17 protein-coding genes and 3 pseudogenes are annotated in these 17,078 nt (G+C 61.6%); 11 read left to right on the top strand and 9 right to left on the bottom strand.

The window, feature by feature from the left end; translation table 11 throughout:
* Positions 1-224: 224 nt before the first annotated feature.
* The 7 genes and pseudogenes from J2Y41_RS23170 to J2Y41_RS19315 form a co-directional block, all read left to right on the top strand.
* Positions 225-818, top strand: a pseudogene (locus J2Y41_RS23170) (transposase); the annotation flags it as partial.
* A gap of 350 nt (positions 819-1,168) precedes the next feature.
* Positions 1,169-1,309, top strand: a pseudogene (locus J2Y41_RS23165) (hypothetical protein); the annotation flags it as partial.
* A gap of 15 nt (positions 1,310-1,324) precedes the next feature.
* On the top strand, positions 1,325-1,525 hold the full coding sequence (locus J2Y41_RS19335; RefSeq protein WP_309930916.1) for a hypothetical protein: 201 nt from the start codon (positions 1,325-1,327) through the stop codon (positions 1,523-1,525).
* 642 nt (positions 1,526-2,167) lie between these two features.
* Complete coding sequence (locus J2Y41_RS19330) at positions 2,168-3,250, top strand: tyrosine-type recombinase/integrase (RefSeq protein ID WP_309930914.1); 1,083 nt, start codon at positions 2,168-2,170, stop codon at positions 3,248-3,250.
* Positions 3,243-3,596 carry a helix-turn-helix transcriptional regulator gene (locus J2Y41_RS19325; protein WP_309930912.1) on the top strand — a complete coding sequence of 118 codons (354 nt, stop codon included), beginning with the start codon at positions 3,243-3,245 and terminating at the stop codon, positions 3,594-3,596. The genes J2Y41_RS19330 and J2Y41_RS19325 overlap by 8 nt, the downstream gene beginning before the upstream one ends.
* 369 nt (positions 3,597-3,965) lie before the next feature.
* Positions 3,966-4,229: a hypothetical protein gene (locus J2Y41_RS19320; protein ID WP_309930910.1), complete on the top strand. Its 264-nt coding sequence runs from the start codon at positions 3,966-3,968 to the stop codon at positions 4,227-4,229.
* A gap of 35 nt (positions 4,230-4,264) precedes the next feature.
* Positions 4,265-5,050, top strand: a complete 786-nt coding sequence (locus J2Y41_RS19315; protein ID WP_309930909.1) for a hypothetical protein — start codon at positions 4,265-4,267, stop codon at positions 5,048-5,050.
* On the opposite strand, the gene J2Y41_RS19310 is transcribed toward J2Y41_RS19315, so the two are convergent.
* Entirely contained in the window at positions 5,047-5,538 is a 492-nt protein-coding gene (locus J2Y41_RS19310; protein ID WP_309930906.1) for a T6SS immunity protein Tdi1 domain-containing protein, read from the bottom strand. The genes J2Y41_RS19315 and J2Y41_RS19310 overlap by 4 nt on opposite strands.
* Positions 5,539-6,413: 875 nt before the next feature.
* Here J2Y41_RS19310 and J2Y41_RS19305 point away from each other — a divergent pair.
* On the top strand, positions 6,414-6,746 hold the full coding sequence (locus tag J2Y41_RS19305) for a hypothetical protein (protein WP_309930904.1): 333 nt from the start codon (positions 6,414-6,416) through the stop codon (positions 6,744-6,746).
* A 309-nt stretch (positions 6,747-7,055) separates the two neighbouring features.
* Here the strand turns inward: J2Y41_RS19305 and J2Y41_RS19300 are convergent, their stop codons facing one another.
* The 3 genes and pseudogenes from J2Y41_RS19300 to J2Y41_RS19290 all read right to left on the bottom strand — a co-directional run.
* Positions 7,056-7,196, bottom strand: coding sequence for a hypothetical protein (locus J2Y41_RS19300; RefSeq protein ID WP_309930901.1), 141 nt, complete (start codon positions 7,194-7,196; stop codon positions 7,056-7,058).
* Between the two features lie 747 nt (positions 7,197-7,943).
* Positions 7,944-8,282: a hypothetical protein gene (locus J2Y41_RS19295; RefSeq protein ID WP_309930899.1), complete on the bottom strand. Its 339-nt coding sequence runs from the start codon at positions 8,280-8,282 to the stop codon at positions 7,944-7,946.
* 500 nt (positions 8,283-8,782) lie between these two features.
* A pseudogene (locus J2Y41_RS19290) lies at positions 8,783-9,402 on the bottom strand (transposase); the annotation flags it as partial.
* Positions 9,403-10,536: 1,134 nt separating this feature from the next.
* Here J2Y41_RS19290 and J2Y41_RS19285 point away from each other — a divergent pair.
* A complete protein-coding gene (locus J2Y41_RS19285) occupies positions 10,537-11,277 on the top strand; it encodes a hypothetical protein (protein ID WP_309930896.1) in 741 nt (246 codons plus the stop codon).
* Positions 11,278-12,057: 780 nt separating this feature from the next.
* Here J2Y41_RS19285 and J2Y41_RS19280 read toward each other — a convergent pair.
* From J2Y41_RS19280 to J2Y41_RS19270, 3 genes are read right to left on the bottom strand one after another with little or no spacing between them, the layout of a single operon-like run.
* Complete coding sequence (locus tag J2Y41_RS19280; protein WP_309930894.1) at positions 12,058-12,231, bottom strand: hypothetical protein; 174 nt, start codon at positions 12,229-12,231, stop codon at positions 12,058-12,060.
* Positions 12,228-12,464 carry a hypothetical protein gene (locus tag J2Y41_RS19275; protein WP_309930892.1) on the bottom strand — a complete coding sequence of 79 codons (237 nt, stop codon included), beginning with the start codon at positions 12,462-12,464 and terminating at the stop codon, positions 12,228-12,230. The genes J2Y41_RS19280 and J2Y41_RS19275 overlap by 4 nt, the downstream gene beginning before the upstream one ends.
* Positions 12,465-12,509: 45 nt before the next feature.
* A complete protein-coding gene (locus J2Y41_RS19270) occupies positions 12,510-13,253 on the bottom strand; it encodes a sigma-70 family RNA polymerase sigma factor (RefSeq protein ID WP_309930890.1) in 744 nt (247 codons plus the stop codon).
* 789 nt (positions 13,254-14,042) lie between these two features.
* On the opposite strand from J2Y41_RS19270, the gene J2Y41_RS19265 reads away from it, so the two are divergent.
* Positions 14,043-14,414, top strand: a complete 372-nt coding sequence (locus J2Y41_RS19265; protein ID WP_309930887.1) for a hypothetical protein — start codon at positions 14,043-14,045, stop codon at positions 14,412-14,414.
* A 74-nt stretch (positions 14,415-14,488) separates the two neighbouring features.
* On the opposite strand, the gene J2Y41_RS19260 is transcribed toward J2Y41_RS19265, so the two are convergent.
* Together J2Y41_RS19260 and J2Y41_RS19255 are read right to left on the bottom strand one after the other, a co-directional pair.
* The gene (locus J2Y41_RS19260) at positions 14,489-14,731 is read right to left on the bottom strand and encodes a hypothetical protein (RefSeq protein ID WP_309930884.1); all 243 of its coding nucleotides are present in this window, start codon (positions 14,729-14,731) and stop codon (positions 14,489-14,491) included.
* Positions 14,732-14,906: 175 nt separating this feature from the next.
* Positions 14,907-15,938, bottom strand: coding sequence for a LacI family DNA-binding transcriptional regulator (locus tag J2Y41_RS19255; RefSeq protein ID WP_309930882.1), 1,032 nt, complete (start codon positions 15,936-15,938; stop codon positions 14,907-14,909).
* A gap of 447 nt (positions 15,939-16,385) precedes the next feature.
* Here J2Y41_RS19255 and J2Y41_RS19250 point away from each other — a divergent pair, with 447 nt between their 5' ends.
* Entirely contained in the window at positions 16,386-16,907 is a 522-nt protein-coding gene (locus J2Y41_RS19250; RefSeq protein ID WP_309930880.1) for a sigma-70 family RNA polymerase sigma factor, read from the top strand.
* The last annotated feature ends 171 nt before the right edge of the window (positions 16,908-17,078 follow it).

Below are 17,078 nucleotides of genomic sequence, written 5' to 3'. Positions count from 1 at the left end.
ATTCCATAACCGAAGTGTAGATGCGATCGCACCAGCAGACGCGCGAAATGCCAAGGCCCTAACTCGTCCCACGTCAACACGTCCCGCTGCCAGTCAAACAACGGGAGTAGAAGTAGCTGCGAGAACTCCCGTCCGTCAACGAATCCGACGTTTCCGCAGGTCGGGACGCATTTGGCTGGGCTCGCTGATATGAGTTGAGTTAGCCTTCCCAAACGCCTCCGGAGATGTCAGGACGGGTGTATCAGGTTCCTTTCAGGGGGCCGCGGTTCTTCCGTTGCTTCCTTCTGGTTTCGGAGGTGGTTGGTGTGAGTGTTCAGTCTGTTCTGCCTGGTGGCGTGCCTGTTGTGGTCGCTGTTGATGTCGGTAAGACCGCGGTGGCTTTGTCGGTCACCGATGCGGGTCGGCACCGTTTGTTGGGCCCGGTGGATTTCCAGATGACCGGTCCCGGTGTGGAAGCAGTGCTGGCGCTTATCCGCTCTCGGCTGGCCGGGTCCAATGTGCCGGTGAGAGTCGGGATCGAAGCCGCAGGGCATTACCATCGACCGCTGCTGTCTGGGTCCGTATGGCCTGCAGGATGGCAGGTGCTCGAGCTCAACCCCGCGCACGTGGCAGAGCAGAGACGGGTACAGGGACGCCGAAGAATCAAAACTGATGCCCTGGACCTGGAAGCGATCACCGAATTGGTGCTGGCAGGCCGTGGCATACCTGTCATCCCTTATGCGACCGTGATCGGTGAACTTGGTGCATGGGCGGCCCACAGGACCCGCCGGGTGCTGACCCGGACGGCGACAAAGAATCAGTTGCTGGGCCAGTTGGACCGGGCCTTCCCAGGGCTGACGCTGGCTCTGCCGGATGTGCTCGGAACCAAGGTGGGAAGGCTCATCGCGGCCGAATTTGCTGACCCGAAGCGGCTCGCGGCGCTGGGTGCTGGCCGCTTCGTGCGGTTCGCCGCCAACCGGGGCCTGCAAGTGCGCCGCCCTCTGGCTGAGCGGCTGGTCCAAGCCGCCAACGACGCACTAAAGACGACCGACGCTGCGGTGGCACGGGAGGTTCTTGCTGCTGATCTGCTGCTGTTGGAAGAACTCAGCTCACAAATCACCGCGGCCGAGGCCCAGTTCGCCAGGTTATTGCCGCTGAGTCCGTTCGCGACCCTGACGACAACACCTGGGTGGGGTTTGGTCCGGGCCGGGAACTACGGAGGAGCTTTGGGAGACCCTGCCCGTTGGCCTGGCCCGTCCCAGATTACCGGGCCTCTGGTTTATCTCCGGCCCAGTACGAATCGGCCGGCAAACGGCGCGACGGCACGATCAGCAGGGAAGGCAGCGTGGCCCTGCGTCGGGCCCTGATCGACCTTGGTATCGGGTTATGGCTGGCCGACAACCCCAGCCGGGCGTACGCCGCCAGCCTGAAGGAACGGGGCAAACAGGGCGGAATCATTGCCTGCGCGATGGCCCACCGGGCCAACAAGATCGCCTACGCCATGGTCCGGGACCACGCAGCCTACGACCCCTCCCGCTGGGCGTGACCACCCTGCACCGCGGCCTTTCCAAAGGGGGTACCGGCGAATTCTGTCGGTCGGCTCGGCAAACGGTCAACGTGGAGCGCCCGGAGCGCAGCGAGGACGAACGACGTTGACCGTGAAGAGCCGGTCACAGATCATTTCTGCGCGGCCCCTGCAAGACCCGAGGTCAACGAATCGAAAGGGGTTTACCACCCGTCCTTCACAACACAGAACAGCGGTGAGACGCTGGAACCGACGAAGGACCGGACCAGACACCGACCTCGCTATGGCGGACACCTACACGTTACGCCGGGACTAGCATGGTGCCCGGTCCTTCGCCCCGACTCCACAGCCCGAACGACGCCAGATGACCCGGGGCCCCAACGCCTCGAGGTCGCATAAGTCAGCGTGGACGCGGACCGGAAACAACGCCGGCCCAGCCACCCAAACCGCTCCCATACACCCCCCCCGAAACACCCTCCGACACAGGGCATGCATCAATGTGCCCAAACGCGAGGTTGACAAGACCCATAGCCAGCTAGTCTTGGGCGCTAATGCGAGTTTGCCCTCCGATCGCTTGTGGCTGTAGGTTTCCTGCATCTAATGCATGTTTCCATGGTTTAGGGGTTCGTTGTGAGTGGTGCTGTTCCTGGTTTCGTCCCGCGGATGCTGGTCGATCCGGACATCGGGCTGTTCCGGGCTGATGAGCGGGTTTTCACGGCCATGCTCGACGGCTGGCGGGCGCAGATGCTGGCACGCGGCCTCGCGACAGAAACCATCAAGCAGCGCTGCCAGCTGCTGGAACGGTTTCAGCGGTTCACGGATGAATTTCCGTGGCAATGGCGCCCCGCCGACATCGATGATTTCCTAGGATATCTGCGCTCGGGCGACAAGCCGATCCGCCTGAAGACGCTGCGCTCGTACAGCAACGCCGTGGCTATGTTCTGCTCTTATCTGACGCATCCTGGCTATGGGTGGGGCGAGTTCTGCGAACGCACTTTCGGTGATATTCCAAGCCAGATCTGCTTCCAGTGGAACACGCCACGGCACACCACCGATGATGCCGTCCCGGCGAAGAAACGGTCCTTCACCAAGGCGGAACTGCAACGGCTTTTCGACTACCTCGTCGACCATGAATACGCCGTCGGCAGCAAACGCTGGCTACCCCTGTTCCGGGACTCGGTGGCGTTCAAGGTCTGCTACGCCTACGGGCTTCGCCGACGCGAAATGACCATGCTGGATCTGGAAGATTTCGGTCCGAACCCGCATGTCAGCGACTACGGCCGGTTCGGAGCAGTCCAGGTGCGATTCGCTAAAGGCACGGCAGGCTCAGGACCCAGAAGACGCACAGTGTTGACCGTGCCGGAGTTCGACTGGGTCGTTGAGCAGCTCAAGACCTGGACAATCGGCGGCATGCGGCAACAGTTCCCGACCGCTGAACGGTCCTCGGCGCTGTGGCCGAGTGGGCGTGGCGCCCGAATGTCCCTGGGCTCTTTCGGCGATGCCTTCGCTGCTGCCCGGGATGCGGTTGGCCTGCCCAAGGAGCTGGGGCTGCATTGCCTCAGGCATTCCTACGTGACCCACCTGATCGAAGCCGGTTACGACGCGGCATTCGTGCAGACGCAGGTCGGCCACTCATACGCCTCGACGACCGGGCTCTACACCTCGGTATCGTCGGACTTCAAGCAGAAAACCGTGCAGCAGATGATTGCACGCCGCATCCCGAACTTGGAGGACCCAGATGCCTGAACAGCGCCGGATCGGCTACCGCTGGAACCTGCGAGCCCTGATGGCCAAGCAGAACCTCTGGAAAACCACCGAACTGATGCCGCTCCTGAAATCCCGTGGCATCAACCTCTCCGAAAGCCAGGTCTACAGGCTGGTCACCTCCACGCCGGAGCGCATTCCAGCCAGGACATTCGCCGCGCTCTGCGACATCCTGAACTGCACACCAAACGACTTGTTTGAGCCTTTCGTTGACATGCGCGCCGCAGCGACAGCGAACGCCCCCAAGCGCAGCGAAGACCTCGGCATCCAACCAGGCAACCCGATCGCACGACGCGTCCGGCTCGTCGCTCCCGAAGACCGTGAGTAGGCCACGCAAAGCAGAGGACCCCCACCCGCTGGCCGGTCCCCTGCGGCCGCTGCGGCCAGCACCACCAAACCGTCGCGCGCTGGCCCGACGGCGGAGTCTGCGGCTACTGCTACCAGCAGGCAAAACGCACCCGAGGAGTCTGCGAATGCGGCCACGAAGGCGTCCTGCCCGGAATCATCGACGAGCAGCCGGCATGCCGTAACTGCTCAGGCGTCCGCCTCAATATCGACTGCCGGAGCTGCGGCGCCGAAGACGAACTCTATACCGGTGCACGGTGCTGGACCTGCGTCCTGGGCGACATCGTAGACAACCTGCTAACCAACCCGGCCACGGGAATCATGGCCGCGGACGATCCCGCTGGCAGCGGCCTTGAAGTCGATGAAACGGGCCAACAGCGGCATGACCTGGATCCGGCAAAAGCACGTCACGGACTTCCTCCGAAACCTCGCGACCGCACCCACAATTAGCCATGACACCTTCGATGAACTCCCCGACTCACGCACCCGTGAATACGTCCGAGGGCTTCTGATCGAACACAGGGTGCTCCCCCAACGAAATGCTTTCCTGACGCGCTACGACAGCTGGGCCGCCCAAGCCATGAACCGCGTCAGCGACCCACAGAACCTGACGTGATCCGCCGCTACATCCGCTGGCATCACCAACGTCGCATGAACCTCATGGACGAAGTTACGCGCGGCACTTTTCTTCGTGCCAAGCAGAAAGTCACCGTCGCCATCGACTTCCTGAACTGGCTTACCAGTCATCGCGTCACGCTGCCGGAACTGCAGCAGTCCCACCTTGACGTCTGGCAAGCCGAAGGACCCACGACCAGGCGCATCGCTGAGCGCTTCCTCAAATGGGCTATCAAAACCAAAGCCGTCCCAGCTGGGCTCACCATCATTCCGCACCGCCGCGGCACCAGCCCACGACTCCCAAAGCCCGGACAAGACCAAGCACTCCAAAAAGTCATCCACACCGATGAACTGGACACCCGCGACCGCGCCGCGGCTATCCTGATCCTCGTCTTCGGACAACAGGCAGAGAACATCGCACGCCTAACCTGGGAAGACGTCAGCGTCACCGACGAACTGGTCACCATTCAACTGGGGACTTTCCAGATCGCACTGCCAGATCCCCTTGCGCAGCAATGGCGGGAGCTCGTCGCAAACCCGGGCCACGAACCGACTGCCGCGCACCCCAACACCAAGTGGGTATTCCGCGGAGCATCACCCGGACGCCACATCAACCCAGGGCACCTCACAACCCGCCTCAGCAAACTCTTCAGCACCCGCGCCGCACGCCTGGGAACACTCCACGAACTCACCAAACTCGCACCAGTGGCCATCATCGCCGAAACCCTCGGCTACTCCCCCACAACCATCGAAGGCCACCTCACAGACTCAGCCGCCGCCTACGCGCAATACATTGCCGCCCGAGCGGAGATCGGCCTTTAAGTCAGTGAAATGCCGCTAATCGGTGTTCCCGGTGGAAGGTCTCGAACCTGGCTGTGAATTTGACCCGTGATGTTGAGGGCAACGACAAAGTCGCTCACTTCAACGTTGCTCAGTTCGGTCGCACCGCCGAGAACCGGCGGGATTTCGAACCCGTAAACCTCGGAGGCACCTGGCTTCAACCCCGCTTCGTCAGCAGCTTTCGCCAGTCCGATCATGAGGTACTGATCCTGGCCAGCCCGAGTATTCAAGGACTCCGAGAATTCCTGCTCTGTGGACCAGCCATGATTCAACTCGCCGCCAACTACGTCAAGAAACCAGAACCCATCGGCGCTTTGAAAGAAAACACCCCCAAAGGGTGATGTGAACAACGGCTGTTTCCCAGCTAGGTCCAGAAATGCCCAAGACTCGAGTGCGGCAACGTAGGCATCAGCGGGAAAGCGTCGGATTGGTTCCATGCTCTGACAGTACTTGAAGCGGCGCTTGTTCACCGCGTCCACCATCCGCACGATTTAGCCCATCCGGAGAGGAGACGAAAGGTTCAGAACGAGGGGCCACTCCCGGCTCATGAATACCCGCGCATGCCAGGTAAGTAGGACGAGTAGAAGTAGGTGAGATAACTCGTCCCAAGCTACCTTTCTACGTTTTCCCACGTCAGACCGGGGCCCAAACTTTCAGCTTCAGATGACGATCAGCAGGCGAAATCCAGCCGGGACCAATAGGCATCGCGAAACCCAGAAACCGCGCATGATCAGGACTGAACTCGAACGAAAACTGCTCTTCAACGTCTTCGATTTGCCAAGGCGATAAGCCCGGAGCTAACGGGAGTAGTAGTAGCTGCGAGAACCCCTCTCGTGGGGAATCCGGCGTCTTCACAGTCAGGCTTATCTTGGCGATGGCACGCGTGAAACGAGTGCTACAAAAAATGAGACAGCGCCCTCACGTCTATTCTTTACACGGAAACCAAGTCCCCTTTCATGACGCGGAATCTTGAAGTTTCACCAGCCCTGAGCAAAACCTGAGCGAACCTGGCACCAACACGCGATGGGTCAGGGGCGCAGGCCTCTCGTTTCGCGCCTAAAGTCCGTCACTATTTCCTGGGGGTGGGATTCAGCAGGAGCGGAATCAGCCCACACACGATACTCACGCCCTAGTACCGGGCCTATCGAATCCACTGGGGCCGCAGGTCCGTACAGAAAGAGAAACATGGGCGTCCGCTGTCCGTCAGCGCCAAAGGCTGGCGTGATGGCGCCTGATAGGAGGAGCCCGGCCGTGACGGTGCCCGTCACCACCTCGAGCGGCGTCACGATCTTTGTTTTAGGAGGTGATACGAGGGCCGCCCAGACAAACATCAGAACGAGAACCCATGACAATCAAGACGTATGACCCTGCTGCCATCGCGGTGTGGGAGTCCTCTCTGACCGAAAGAACCGAGCTCTGCCTTTCCGTCTCGGGCCTTAACCAAGCCAAATTGACACTCTACGCGGGGCCCGCGGGTTCGACCGAACGGGGGCCTGTCGCGATCTTCAACCTTCCCGGCCTGGGTACCTACGTCGGTGCTGCCTCTGACGGCAATATCGAGTCGTGGCTGGCAGCGATGCTTCGTGCCGTCAAGGAATTGGTTGACCCTGCAGAATCAGACCGCGTTCGTCACCGCGACCATTCCCTTCTACTCACCCAAGCCGAGCCGCCTCGGTAGAACTGCGTCCATTGGGCGCCACCGTATTTCGAACTGCTCGACGCCCACCGTCACCTTGGAGTGTGCCGACCGGACATGAGTCATTGACCTAGATCCGACCAAGCCAAACGAGGAATCGTGGTTCTCTTCTGAGTCTTTGCGGCCGATCTGCTTTTCCGAAGTGAGGGAGAACTAACCCGGACAAAATGATCTGCATCCCGCTCACGACACCGCTGCGTTCAGACGTCGCCAACGCTGGGTTGATGCGGAGTTTTAGATAGGGCCGAATGCGTCCATCGGGCCCTATCCGTTCGCGATCCGTCACGATCTTCATGGAGCGTCATGCCGTTTGCTGTCTGCTTCCTGCTTCAAGTCCAGAATGATGGATGCTCCGAGCGCCACACCGCGTTCGGCCTCCCGCTGCTGCATTTCTGATTCGTTGGCGTACTGGATGATTTGCTCTAGCACCATTGAGGTGTGTTCTCCCTGTCGATTGATACTTTGATTGACGTAGCGCTGTTGTTGGGCTTCAGTGGGCAGACACGCCCCTTGACCTGCACGTCTTCGAGGCGGATTTCGTGCGATTCCGGGGTGGAGGCTTTGGCTGGTTGTCAGCTGCGCGGACTGGTGTCCGGGCGCCTGTTTCCCCACCCGAGCACTGCGTATACGTCTCCAACCCACCACAGCCCGATTCGTGACATGCCAATTGTCATTGGAGAGGGGCGGGATGGGCAGCGCGGGTCAAATAGCACGGCCAGCCTTCGACTTGAGTGGCTCATGTCCAAGTCCAATGTGCAGGGGATCGCATCATCATCTTTTTTGGATCGGAAGCGGTTCGTTGATGATGGAAATATGTGCGCTTACTCTGGACATTGATATCCGTTTCCCCAAGGAATCCTGACGATGGAGGGCGAGACAACGTAGAGTCAACTCCAGTCTCGCCCGCCAAGGAAGCGTGGTCGGGAACTGCCCGGGCGTTCACATTCCACCATGGTCTTGCCGCACATTCCCGGCCGGAGTGTTTGCCCATTTCGAGCGGCCGGGTGGACGGGTAGGCCCTTGAAGCCTCGCCGCCAGGCTGTTCTACGGCGCCTTGGGGGTTGACCATGTGCTGAGTGTCGGCCTCAGGGCCTGCCCGTCCAATCATCCCGTGCCCGTCCGTGCCTGATGCCAAGCCTTCTCTTTGTGGCACGGATCAACAACGCCCTGACGTGAAACTCACACGACCCTACCGGCAACGGTCTCATCACCGACCAGGGGCGGGTCCTCGGCTGCTTGGTCCAGGTACGTCAAGCGCAGGCCGTCTGTGGCGCGGTCCAGCAAGGCAGTGATCTCGTCTGGCCCCAAGCCAAGGCTTGCCCCCACGGCCCGGGGATCCTCACCCAGAACCCCACAGCGCCAGAGTACGGTCCGCGACATCAACGGCAGGGCCTCCAACGCTGATGCGAGACGTTCCAGCCCGCCGGTAAACCACGGGACCGGGACCGTTTTCCGGTCCACGCCAATGTCCGAGGTCGGAGCCTGGTCTTCCATGGCTTCTTCTGGTGCTGTTCCCATGAGTGCCGCCCTTGCTCTCATATGAGGTGAGCGCATCCCCCGGGCGTCAACCATCACGTAAACTTCGTTAGCGCTAACAAATGCGTTTCAGGAGCATAGCGGAGCAATCAAAATCTCGATAGTAGCGGGGGTTAGCATCATCGATGAACACTTTCGTCACCTCGTCCGGGACCCGCAACTGCGGTCAGCGACGTAGACTCCGGAAGTAGCGGCACGCCACGGCAGCGGCCACCTGGCACGTCGAGGGGGATTCCCAATGGGCGAGGACATACCCTCAATCCTGAAACCACCTGTTGCTGTGGCTCTGGCCAAACTCGTCAAAACCATGCCAGGGCCAGGAGCATTGCCTGGGCCCGTGTTTTTAGTCCCAATCATCTTGAATGAGTAAATACTCAAATGCTCCTTTGAGTAGAGTTTTCCAAAGGTTCTCTATCTTGTCGCCGCCTCATGCCACACTTGCCTGAACGGTTTTTCCGCCGTTGCGGGCGGATCAGAAAGCCGTAGTGGCCGGTGAGGGCCTCGTGAGTTTCTGGGATCTTGGTGCGCATTCTTTGCCTGGCCATGTCCGCAAGCACGCCTGGGTCGCGCTCACTGCTGATCAGCGCTTCGAGCATCGACCGTGAGGAGATGCCGAGCAGGTCCAAGGCAACAGATGAAAGCTTGACGCCTGCGTCTTCGAGTTCCTTCTCCACTCGTTGGACCTCATGTGCGCGTGCCAGGATCAGGACGCTGCGGGTTCGGGTGAGATCCCGTAGTTGCCGGATCGGTTCAGAAGGGACGAATGATCCCCGCACCAGACCGTACGCGCCGAGCTGGGCAAGCCATGCCGCATCGGAAACGTCCGTTTTTCGGCCAGGCATGTTCTTGTCCTGCCTGGCGTTGACGAGCTCAACGTTCAACCTGTCCTCCAGCAGGTAGTAAAAGCCCTCCCAGTAGTCGCCGGTTGCCTCATGACGACCAGGGTGACCTGCTGCTCGAGCAAGTGATCGCGCAGCTGAACGATTGAGTTCGTCATGGATGACTAGGTTGTCACCGTTGACGAATACTGCCCGGTTCTGCGGCCGGGCAGTCGGACGCATACTTTCGCGTCACGTTTGGAGATGTCGATTCTGGCGCTCATGCAGGATGTCCATCGCCGATCTACCTACTTTCGGGGTTTCTGTTGAATTTAATCGCATCCCGGGGAGGAAAAATGATTCAGAAATCTCTTACGCGCGCGCTCAGGCAACACTCCACGATCCCCGTGGGAAGGGCTCCTCCGACACTATGCTGACGTGCGGGCTGGATACACCACAGACTTTATCGGGGTTGACCGGGACACATCCCAATTCTCCCGCGGCAAGCTATGGAGCCAGAAGAGCAGTCAGTGGCAGCGGCCCGAATTTCCTCTGCCCACGGCGGACCGATTGTCCTGGTTTGCTGACAGAGAAATCATGGAAATACTTGCTGCCTACGATCTGACCGGATCGTTACGGGCAACAGCGGAACTGACAGGCTGTTCCCACCACACGAATGAAGCTAACCACACTCACCGTCGGAAGTGTTCCAGTTCCTTAATACCCGGTACTCCTATGGCTGTCCATGGGTGTCAAGTATGATCGGAGGCTCGCAGCGTCACGTTGGTAGGCGCTTCAGGGTCAAGCGCCATGCCACGGATTGCCCTACCTGCTCGGTTAGCCCTGCAGCCCACGACAGCCGCTCGCAGATCCGCCAGGCCTATGCCAAAAGGGCTGGGCGGGGCCGGGCCGGAAGAACCGCATCGCGGAATAGGGGGCGATCGACCCGCCAATTTCCTCAGCACGGCCTCGCGCTTGCTGTCGAGGTCTCCGGGCACCGGGACGTTGCACGGATATGCCAGCGGTACTCAGGCGGGCGCTACTTGGAAAGCATGGATTCAGTCCCTTGCTGTCATGATTTCGTGTTTGCTGTGTTTTAAGGGATGATTGCTGCCCGCTTGTGTGGATACTTCGGGCAGCAGTCACCCACCCTTTCGCGGGTGTTGTTCAGGGTGCTGGGGCCGGTCCCGTCTGGCGTGCAAACTATGGCAACCCGGCCCCAGCATCCGAACGAGTGCCGTGCTCCTGACTCCGTTGGCAGGATCCCCGTCCGCGCTTGCCCAAATGTCCAAGCCGCTATGGCCGGTCATTCCGCTGGAAAACATCGCGCGGTGCCTCTTTGAGGCGTCTACCGTGATCGGGGGATGGGTGCCCGTCATGAAAACCCCGGGGCTGGCGTGTTAAGGGGTATGAAAGTCATGACAAAGCTGCTGCGCCGTCCCCGCCCACTACACACTGGTGTGCTGCTGACCGGGTGGAAAAAGGTCAGCCTCCGAAAAAGTTGGCGGTTCGAGGATGACTGGGCGGTACCGGAAACCATCCACCTAGCAACCGCCTACACCCACGGCCTGCCTTTGGGTGAGGCAGCCCGGGATCTCGGCCTTTCCCGGGCACTCCAAGGCATCGGCATCACCGAAACCATCGAGGACCTGCAGGCCTTCTTCGTCGCGGCCGGCATACCCGCGGACACGAACGCCCAGCAACGCCTCACCGAAGGCTGGGTCGCTGCCACCGAAGCAGTCCAACCAATCTCCTGCACCGACCCGCTCACGGGTCTGCCCACGTACGAGCACCTCCGCCGGGTTCTGCACGATCTGTACACCAGCCCCGGCTTCAACCCCGATGCGTTCGTGATCGGACGGATCAACCTCGCCCCGCTGCCGCAAGGAGCGACGCTGAGGTGGACGATCCTGGCCGAACTTGGACAGTGTTGCCAGGAAGCCTTCGACAACACCGGCGCGACACTGGCCTACCAACGCAACACCATCACCGTCCTGATGCCACGCACCAACGGCAACTACGCCAGGATGATCTCCTGCCACGCCGCGCTGACACGCATCAGCTACTTTCCCTGGGACCCGGCAGAAATCACCTACGAACGTCTCCCCTCAGAACCAACAGGACTCCTCAGCGTTCTCGCCAACAGCCCACACTACTAGGGGCGGAGAACAGATGAGATAATCCGGGGTTCAGGGTTGAGCGGCATGGTGGAATCGGTATCACAGCAAATAATCACTAAGGCCGATTTGGAAGAATGGCGGCCTGAGCCGGTCAGTGACGCGGCCCACGCATACCGCGGGCTCCCCCAGCCACGAAGAGATCCGCGCGGGCCGGACTGGGCTCCCCTCCGCGGTCATGATCGAGGGAATGACCGCCTGAGATGGCGGGAGGCGGCAACGACGGGGGCCACAAACGACCGAATGATCCACTGGATTCATGGACGGTCAGGCTAATAGGTCCGCGCCTGGCAGCAAGTGTTCCGTTACGGAAAACCACCCAGCAGGCATGTAATGAACCACGAGGTCTGGGTGACCACGCGTCGCGGCACAGGGCCAGCACCAGATGAACCCACCACTGCCGGCCAGCATCCTTGACTTGCATGTACGCTTGAACGGGCAGTATCTCTGCCAGCGCGGCTGAGACTGTTCAAACAATCATCTGGCCACGTAGCAACTACAGAGGTCGATGTCCGGTTTCAGCCCAGAGGCCTACCTCTGGCCTCCGGTACGACGGCCGGCTGTAGGTCGCGTCAGGAACCAGTGCACTGGTTCGAACGGGACGTTGGTGAGAGAAGCGAAGGATCGCGCCCGTAGGCGCCGGGAACATCGTGGACATCGAATCTTAGAGACCTCAGCTGGCGAAACTGCAGGTTCAGCCATTCGGACATTTCTGCTGCGCTGTTACCCGGTTGAAACCCGGTGGCTGCCGGGTTCGATCCGTTAGTGTGGCGTTTGTTCCCGGTCGGCGCTGGTCCGTTGCCGGAGGGCGCGTACTGCGCAGACGCAGAGAGCTCCCAGCCCGGTGATGGCGAGGAAGAGCAGGACGAGCGTGAGGGCGCTGAGGATGAACAACACGATGATGCCCAGGAAGGCAAGGGCATGGGGGTCTGTCATTGACGCAGGGGTCCGTCGTCGCCTATGCCAGCGCCGCCGCGGGCGCCAGCGGTGGTCAGGCGCTGCACGGCGCGTAGGACGTCTCCGGTGAGGGCCAGGCTCTTGACCGGGTCCCAGGGCCCAGCCATGGCGGTCCGGTACAGCGCGTACCGGTGGGTGAGCTCGTTGAGTTGTTCCGCGTCCACACCGACCAGTGTCCGGGCGCCCCTGCCGGGGTTTGTTTGCGTATCCACCTTGAGTGTTCCTTATTTGCTTGTTCTATTGCTGGGCTGGTTGGGTTAGTTCGATTCGTTCACGACCCCCCGGCCTCTGCCTGTCCTGGGGTGGGTGTGTTCGTCCTGCAGTTTGGTGTACGCGGCGCGCAGACCGGCCCTGGCCCTGACCAGCAAGGCGGAGACCGCGTTCGGTTCGATGCCCATGACCGGGGCGATCTCCCGGGGCTTCTTGCCCAGCACTTCGGTGTGCCAGAGCACTGTCCGCCACCGTTCCGGAAGGGTGCGCATCGCGACGGTGACGCGTTCGTGTTCGGTCACGGACAGGGCATTTTCCAGGTACGGGTCCTCCCGAGAGGTATCCAGGTCCTCGGCCAGGGATGGTCGTTCACGGCCGGCCTTTTTCCACATCGTCATGACCGTGTTCCGGATCGAGGTACTCAGGTACGGGCCGAACACATCCGTAGGGCCGTACCCCTTCCTAATCGCCACGACCGATTTGACGAACGCCTCATGCAGGACGTCTTCGGCTTCCTGCACACCAGAAGTCAACCGCCTCGCGTACCCCAGGCCCCGTTCACGGTGCCGGCCATACAACACAGCCATCGCCTCGGTATCCCCCGCCCGGACCCGGGCCAGCACCGCTGCTTCCTCCCCCGCGGGCAGGTCCGGACCCACCGGCCCGAACAGCACCTCAGGGACCGTGGGAACGCCAAGGAAACCCTCCTCGGTTTCCCCGCCATCAGTGACTACCACTGTCCGGTCGTAATCGGGCGAACCGCCGCCCGCCGGTGAATCATCGTCCAACATGCCCATGCCTGCCCTACCCCATGAATGTAAAAGTGAGACCGCGCTTCCGCGCCCATACCCACTACACGGCAGCCCAGCCCGTTTCATGACGCGAAAAACCCGATTCAACCAATATGGTCAAGTCTGGGCATGGCGGGCCACGTCATCCATCGCCGCATCCAGACACCCCAGCCGCGAGCAACGCCACGGGCCCGCGTCACGTTCCGGTACTGCACGGGCGAGTTATCTCGTGCGGGCCGCATGGGCATCAAGATGAAAACCCTACCCCCGTGAGACTTTCGTCCGCCCCACAGCAGGCCCCAATACATGGCTGATATCTGTTTCTCGGGCCAGGGGTGGGCCAGCGACGGACATGAGACATCCCAGCTGGCCCGCCCAAACCAAGGCACCCCCGAACCCTCCGGGGATCCCCGAACCCTCCGGGGATCCCTGAAGGTCCAGACCGGTGCTGCTCGAAGGACCCCTGGCCCGCCCGGCGGGTCGCCCGTAACGAATCTGGCCCCGAACGGGCGGTGTAGCCGCCGCACCGTGTGCGGGTTCTGCGTCGGCAACCGACCCGGAAGCGGACGCGCGGGGCCCCAGAGACAATTACCCCCTTCGAGGGCCCCGCACGTTTCCGCCACAACCGGACCGGGCCCAGTCACACGACAGGGCCCCTCGACGCTTCGCGGCGGACCACGGAGGACCGGGGCGCCTCGGACAACGGGTGTGGGCATCTCATGTTGCCCAGCAGCGTCGATCGCGGCGCGGTTTTGAAGGTCAAAAGCACAGAACGGGGAGGAACGGCTGATGGACGGAGTCTTGAGCGTTACACCCGGCACCGCAGAAAGGTCCTCATCGTCGCTGCCGGTCCAGGTGCTGCAGTCCCGGCCTGTTTCGGTTCTAGGAATGCGCGGGCGAGTGGTGATGGCCCGAGCCCGTCACGGCGTGGAAGCAGTCGGGTGGTTAATCGAATGTTCCCGCCCGGCGTTGGAGAGAATCTTCAGGGGCCTGGGCAGAGGCGGTATCGGGCGCATCGAAGAAGCGCTCGAGCGTGAAGGTCTGGGCCTTGCCGCCGGAGGCACGGCATTCAGATACTCCAGCGCCCGGAGCAGACATGCCCGCAACCACGAGAGGTGGATGACCCCTCAGCCCGCCAACCCGGAAACCACCACCATCTAAGACCAGGACCCGCGCCCGGGAGTGGTTCCCGTGTGTGAGGTGTCCGTCTTCTCAGGGTTTTCCAACGCTGAGCCTCAGGTTTTCCTGGCTTGACCGCTTAGCAGGCGTGCGCCCCGGTCCGGGCGCAACCCGTCGAGGCCTTTCCCCGCGTGTTCCGGGTTACCGGCGCTCCTTGCTGTGTTGATGACTGTTTCTGCGATGTCATCGTGGGGCAGGTAGAACACGATCTCGGGCCGGTTGCCGTTGTCGTGGACCAGCAGGGTCGAGTTGAATTCGATGGTTTCGGCTGTTGCGTGCCCGCTCGCTTCGGAAGTCATCTCCCAGCGAGTTCACGCTCTTTGGCACCGCTGGGCGCGTATAGGGAGAAAGACGCTCACGGACCGTGGGGTCGGGATCGACCAATCCATGAGTGTTCTGCATGCTACGAGGAAATCTCAAGGACCGCTCCTGGCCTTGGCCGTCGCCACCGTGGTCCTAGTGGTGGCGTTATCTTTATCCAGTCGTCGTTCTGGCTCTGCCGGTGCTTGCACGCCGGATGAGCCTGATCGGAGCCGTTGTGGCCAGCCCCGGGTCGGCGGGTTCAAGTCCGAGTTCCCGGAGGACGAGCCTGCCTGCAGTGGCTCCCTGTGCTCTCACGTCCTGTGCGACGGTGGTCAGGTCGAGTAGTTCGGCCATGGGGTGATCGTCGATGCTGACGACGGAGATGTCCTCGGGGACCCGGTGTCCACAATTGCGCAGTGCGCGCAGCACGCCAAAGGCGACTTCGTCGGCATGGGTGTAGATGGCGGTGGGCGGTTCGGCTGCAGTGTTGAGGATGTCCTTGATGGCCCTGGCTGCGTCGGCGGGTACCAGTTCGACTTCCCGGACTAGATCCGGATCCGGTGGAAGGCCGTGTTCGCTCAGCGCGTCCCGGTAGGCTTGGGCGCGGTCGCGGTCTGTGGACCAGTCCGGCTGGTCGGGGTTGCGGAGTGCGATCATAGCAATCCTGGTGTGCCCGAGGGAGAGCAGATGGTTCATGGCCAACCGGCCCGCAGCGTAGTCGTCGATCCCCACACTGGGGTAAGCGTCCGAACGGGCCCCGGCTGCGACAATCTTCGCTCCGATCTTCTCGAGTCTGGCCCGGTCCTCTTCGCTCAGGGGGAAGGCCACGACAACAACGGCGTCCACCTTCCGCCTCGCCGGGAGCCTGGCGAGGAACTCGCGGCGATGCTGCTCATCGTCGACCTGGTACAGGAGGACGTCAAGATCTGCCTGGGAGAGGACGCGTTCGATACCGGCAGTGATCTGGCCGAAGAACCAGCGCTCGAGATGGGGAACGACCAGGGCTACCCGTCCGGTGGTGCCTGTGGCGAGCCGCCGTGCGTCCGGTGAGACAACGAAATCGAGGGCGTGGGCGGATTCGATGACGCGTGCCCGGGTCTCCGCGGACACCCCATAGGCGTTGTTCAGGGCCCGGGAGGCCGTTGAGAGAGATACCCCTGCGTGGCGGGCGACATCGGCAAGGCTCGTCGTCTGAATAGTCACACAGCGAGCATACAACCGTCCCGACTTGACATCGGAAGCGCTTCCGATCAAACTATTCGGAAGCGCTTCCGAAACCTGGGGCCAGCGATGTGGTCGTTTCCACCGGCAAGGCAGCAGGCTGAGCACTTTCCTTGGCATGCCCTCTCTGCCGGCCTACGGAACGGGCAAGGAACCCATCAAATCCTCAGAGCAGATCAAAGGCTGGACTCATGCCAGAAGTAGTCGGTGAATACGCGGACCCGCAGGAATCTCGGACCCCGTACCGATATGAACACTGAATTCACTCCATTGTGGGAGAATCGTAGGGCGTCCACCCGGAGTCCATTCGACGTGCCCGACAGCGGGGCACTGTATGTTCCGCCAGTTTCCGTAGCAGTCGGGGGGAATCGAGCGTTAGAACCGGACTCGGAATTGATCGCGGCTCTCAGGGCCGGCGACCCAGAGGCCATGGCCCTACTGTATGAACGGCACCGCGAGCCGGCATTGAGGTTCGTCCGCGGACTGATGTCCACCGCCCAAGAGGCCGAGGACGTCCTGCATGAAGCCTTCGTCAAGGCAGTTAATGCCACCAGGAACGGCTACGGCCCCACGGATGTCTTCGGCCCCTACCTGAACACCTCGATCCGGTCCGTAGCGATGACGTTCTGGAAGAAGACCGGGAGGGAACAACCGGCCCCGGATGAGGAACTGGACCTGAGCACGACGGATGACCCCGGCTTGGAGACTGTCCTTTCCGTTTTCGAACACGAGCAGATCGCCGTTGCCATGCGGTCCTTGCCCGAGCGGTGGCGGATCGTGCTCTGGTACGCGGAGGTTCTGGCGGACAAGCCCCGGGACATCGCCCCGATCCTGGGAATAGAGCCCAACGCCGTTTCTGCACTGCTCATCCGGGCCAGAGCCGGGCTGCGGCGCGCATACGAGCAACAACCACCCGCCGCCGGTCCCCGATCAGCAAGCGAAACAAACTAACGACCAAGGGGAACCCCGGATGAACACCGAGGCGGAGTCGACGACGCGGGCCCGATGTGCAGTGGCGCAGCTGACGCACTCCGGATGGCGGCCACATCGCCCAGGTCGCTGAGGTGGTACATGGCCTGAAGGAAATTCCGATTCCCATTGGCACATCGTGTCCGCCTGAAT

The organism is Arthrobacter sp. 1088, assembly GCF_031455315.1.
Classification (GTDB): Bacteria; Actinomycetota; Actinomycetes; order Actinomycetales; family Micrococcaceae; genus Arthrobacter.
This window is presented reverse-complemented; position numbering and strand designations above follow the sequence as displayed.

Bases quoted from the DNA above. Each gene is read 5' to 3' on its own strand.
- J2Y41_RS19330 (WP_309930914.1), top strand. From the start codon at position 2,168: ATGCTGGTCGATCCGGACATCGGGCTGTTCCGGGCTGATGAGCGGGTT.
- J2Y41_RS19325 (WP_309930912.1), top strand. From the start codon at position 3,243: ATGCCTGAACAGCGCCGGATCGGCTACCGCTGGAACCTGCGAGCCCTG.
- J2Y41_RS19315 (WP_309930909.1), top strand. From the start codon at position 4,265: ATGAACCTCATGGACGAAGTTACGCGCGGCACTTTTCTTCGTGCCAAG.
- J2Y41_RS19305 (WP_309930904.1), top strand. From the start codon at position 6,414: ATGACAATCAAGACGTATGACCCTGCTGCCATCGCGGTGTGGGAGTCC.
- J2Y41_RS19300 (WP_309930901.1), bottom strand. From the start codon at position 7,196: ATGGTGCTAGAGCAAATCATCCAGTACGCCAACGAATCAGAAATGCAG.
- J2Y41_RS19295 (WP_309930899.1), bottom strand. From the start codon at position 8,282: ATGGGAACAGCACCAGAAGAAGCCATGGAAGACCAGGCTCCGACCTCG.
- J2Y41_RS19285 (WP_309930896.1), top strand. From the start codon at position 10,537: ATGACAAAGCTGCTGCGCCGTCCCCGCCCACTACACACTGGTGTGCTG.
- J2Y41_RS19280 (WP_309930894.1), bottom strand. From the start codon at position 12,231: ATGACAGACCCCCATGCCCTTGCCTTCCTGGGCATCATCGTGTTGTTC.
- J2Y41_RS19270 (WP_309930890.1), bottom strand. From the start codon at position 13,253: ATGTTGGACGATGATTCACCGGCGGGCGGCGGTTCGCCCGATTACGAC.
- J2Y41_RS19265 (WP_309930887.1), top strand. From the start codon at position 14,043: ATGGACGGAGTCTTGAGCGTTACACCCGGCACCGCAGAAAGGTCCTCA.
- J2Y41_RS19260 (WP_309930884.1), bottom strand. From the start codon at position 14,731: ATGACTTCCGAAGCGAGCGGGCACGCAACAGCCGAAACCATCGAATTC.
- J2Y41_RS19250 (WP_309930880.1), top strand. From the start codon at position 16,386: ATGGCCCTACTGTATGAACGGCACCGCGAGCCGGCATTGAGGTTCGTC.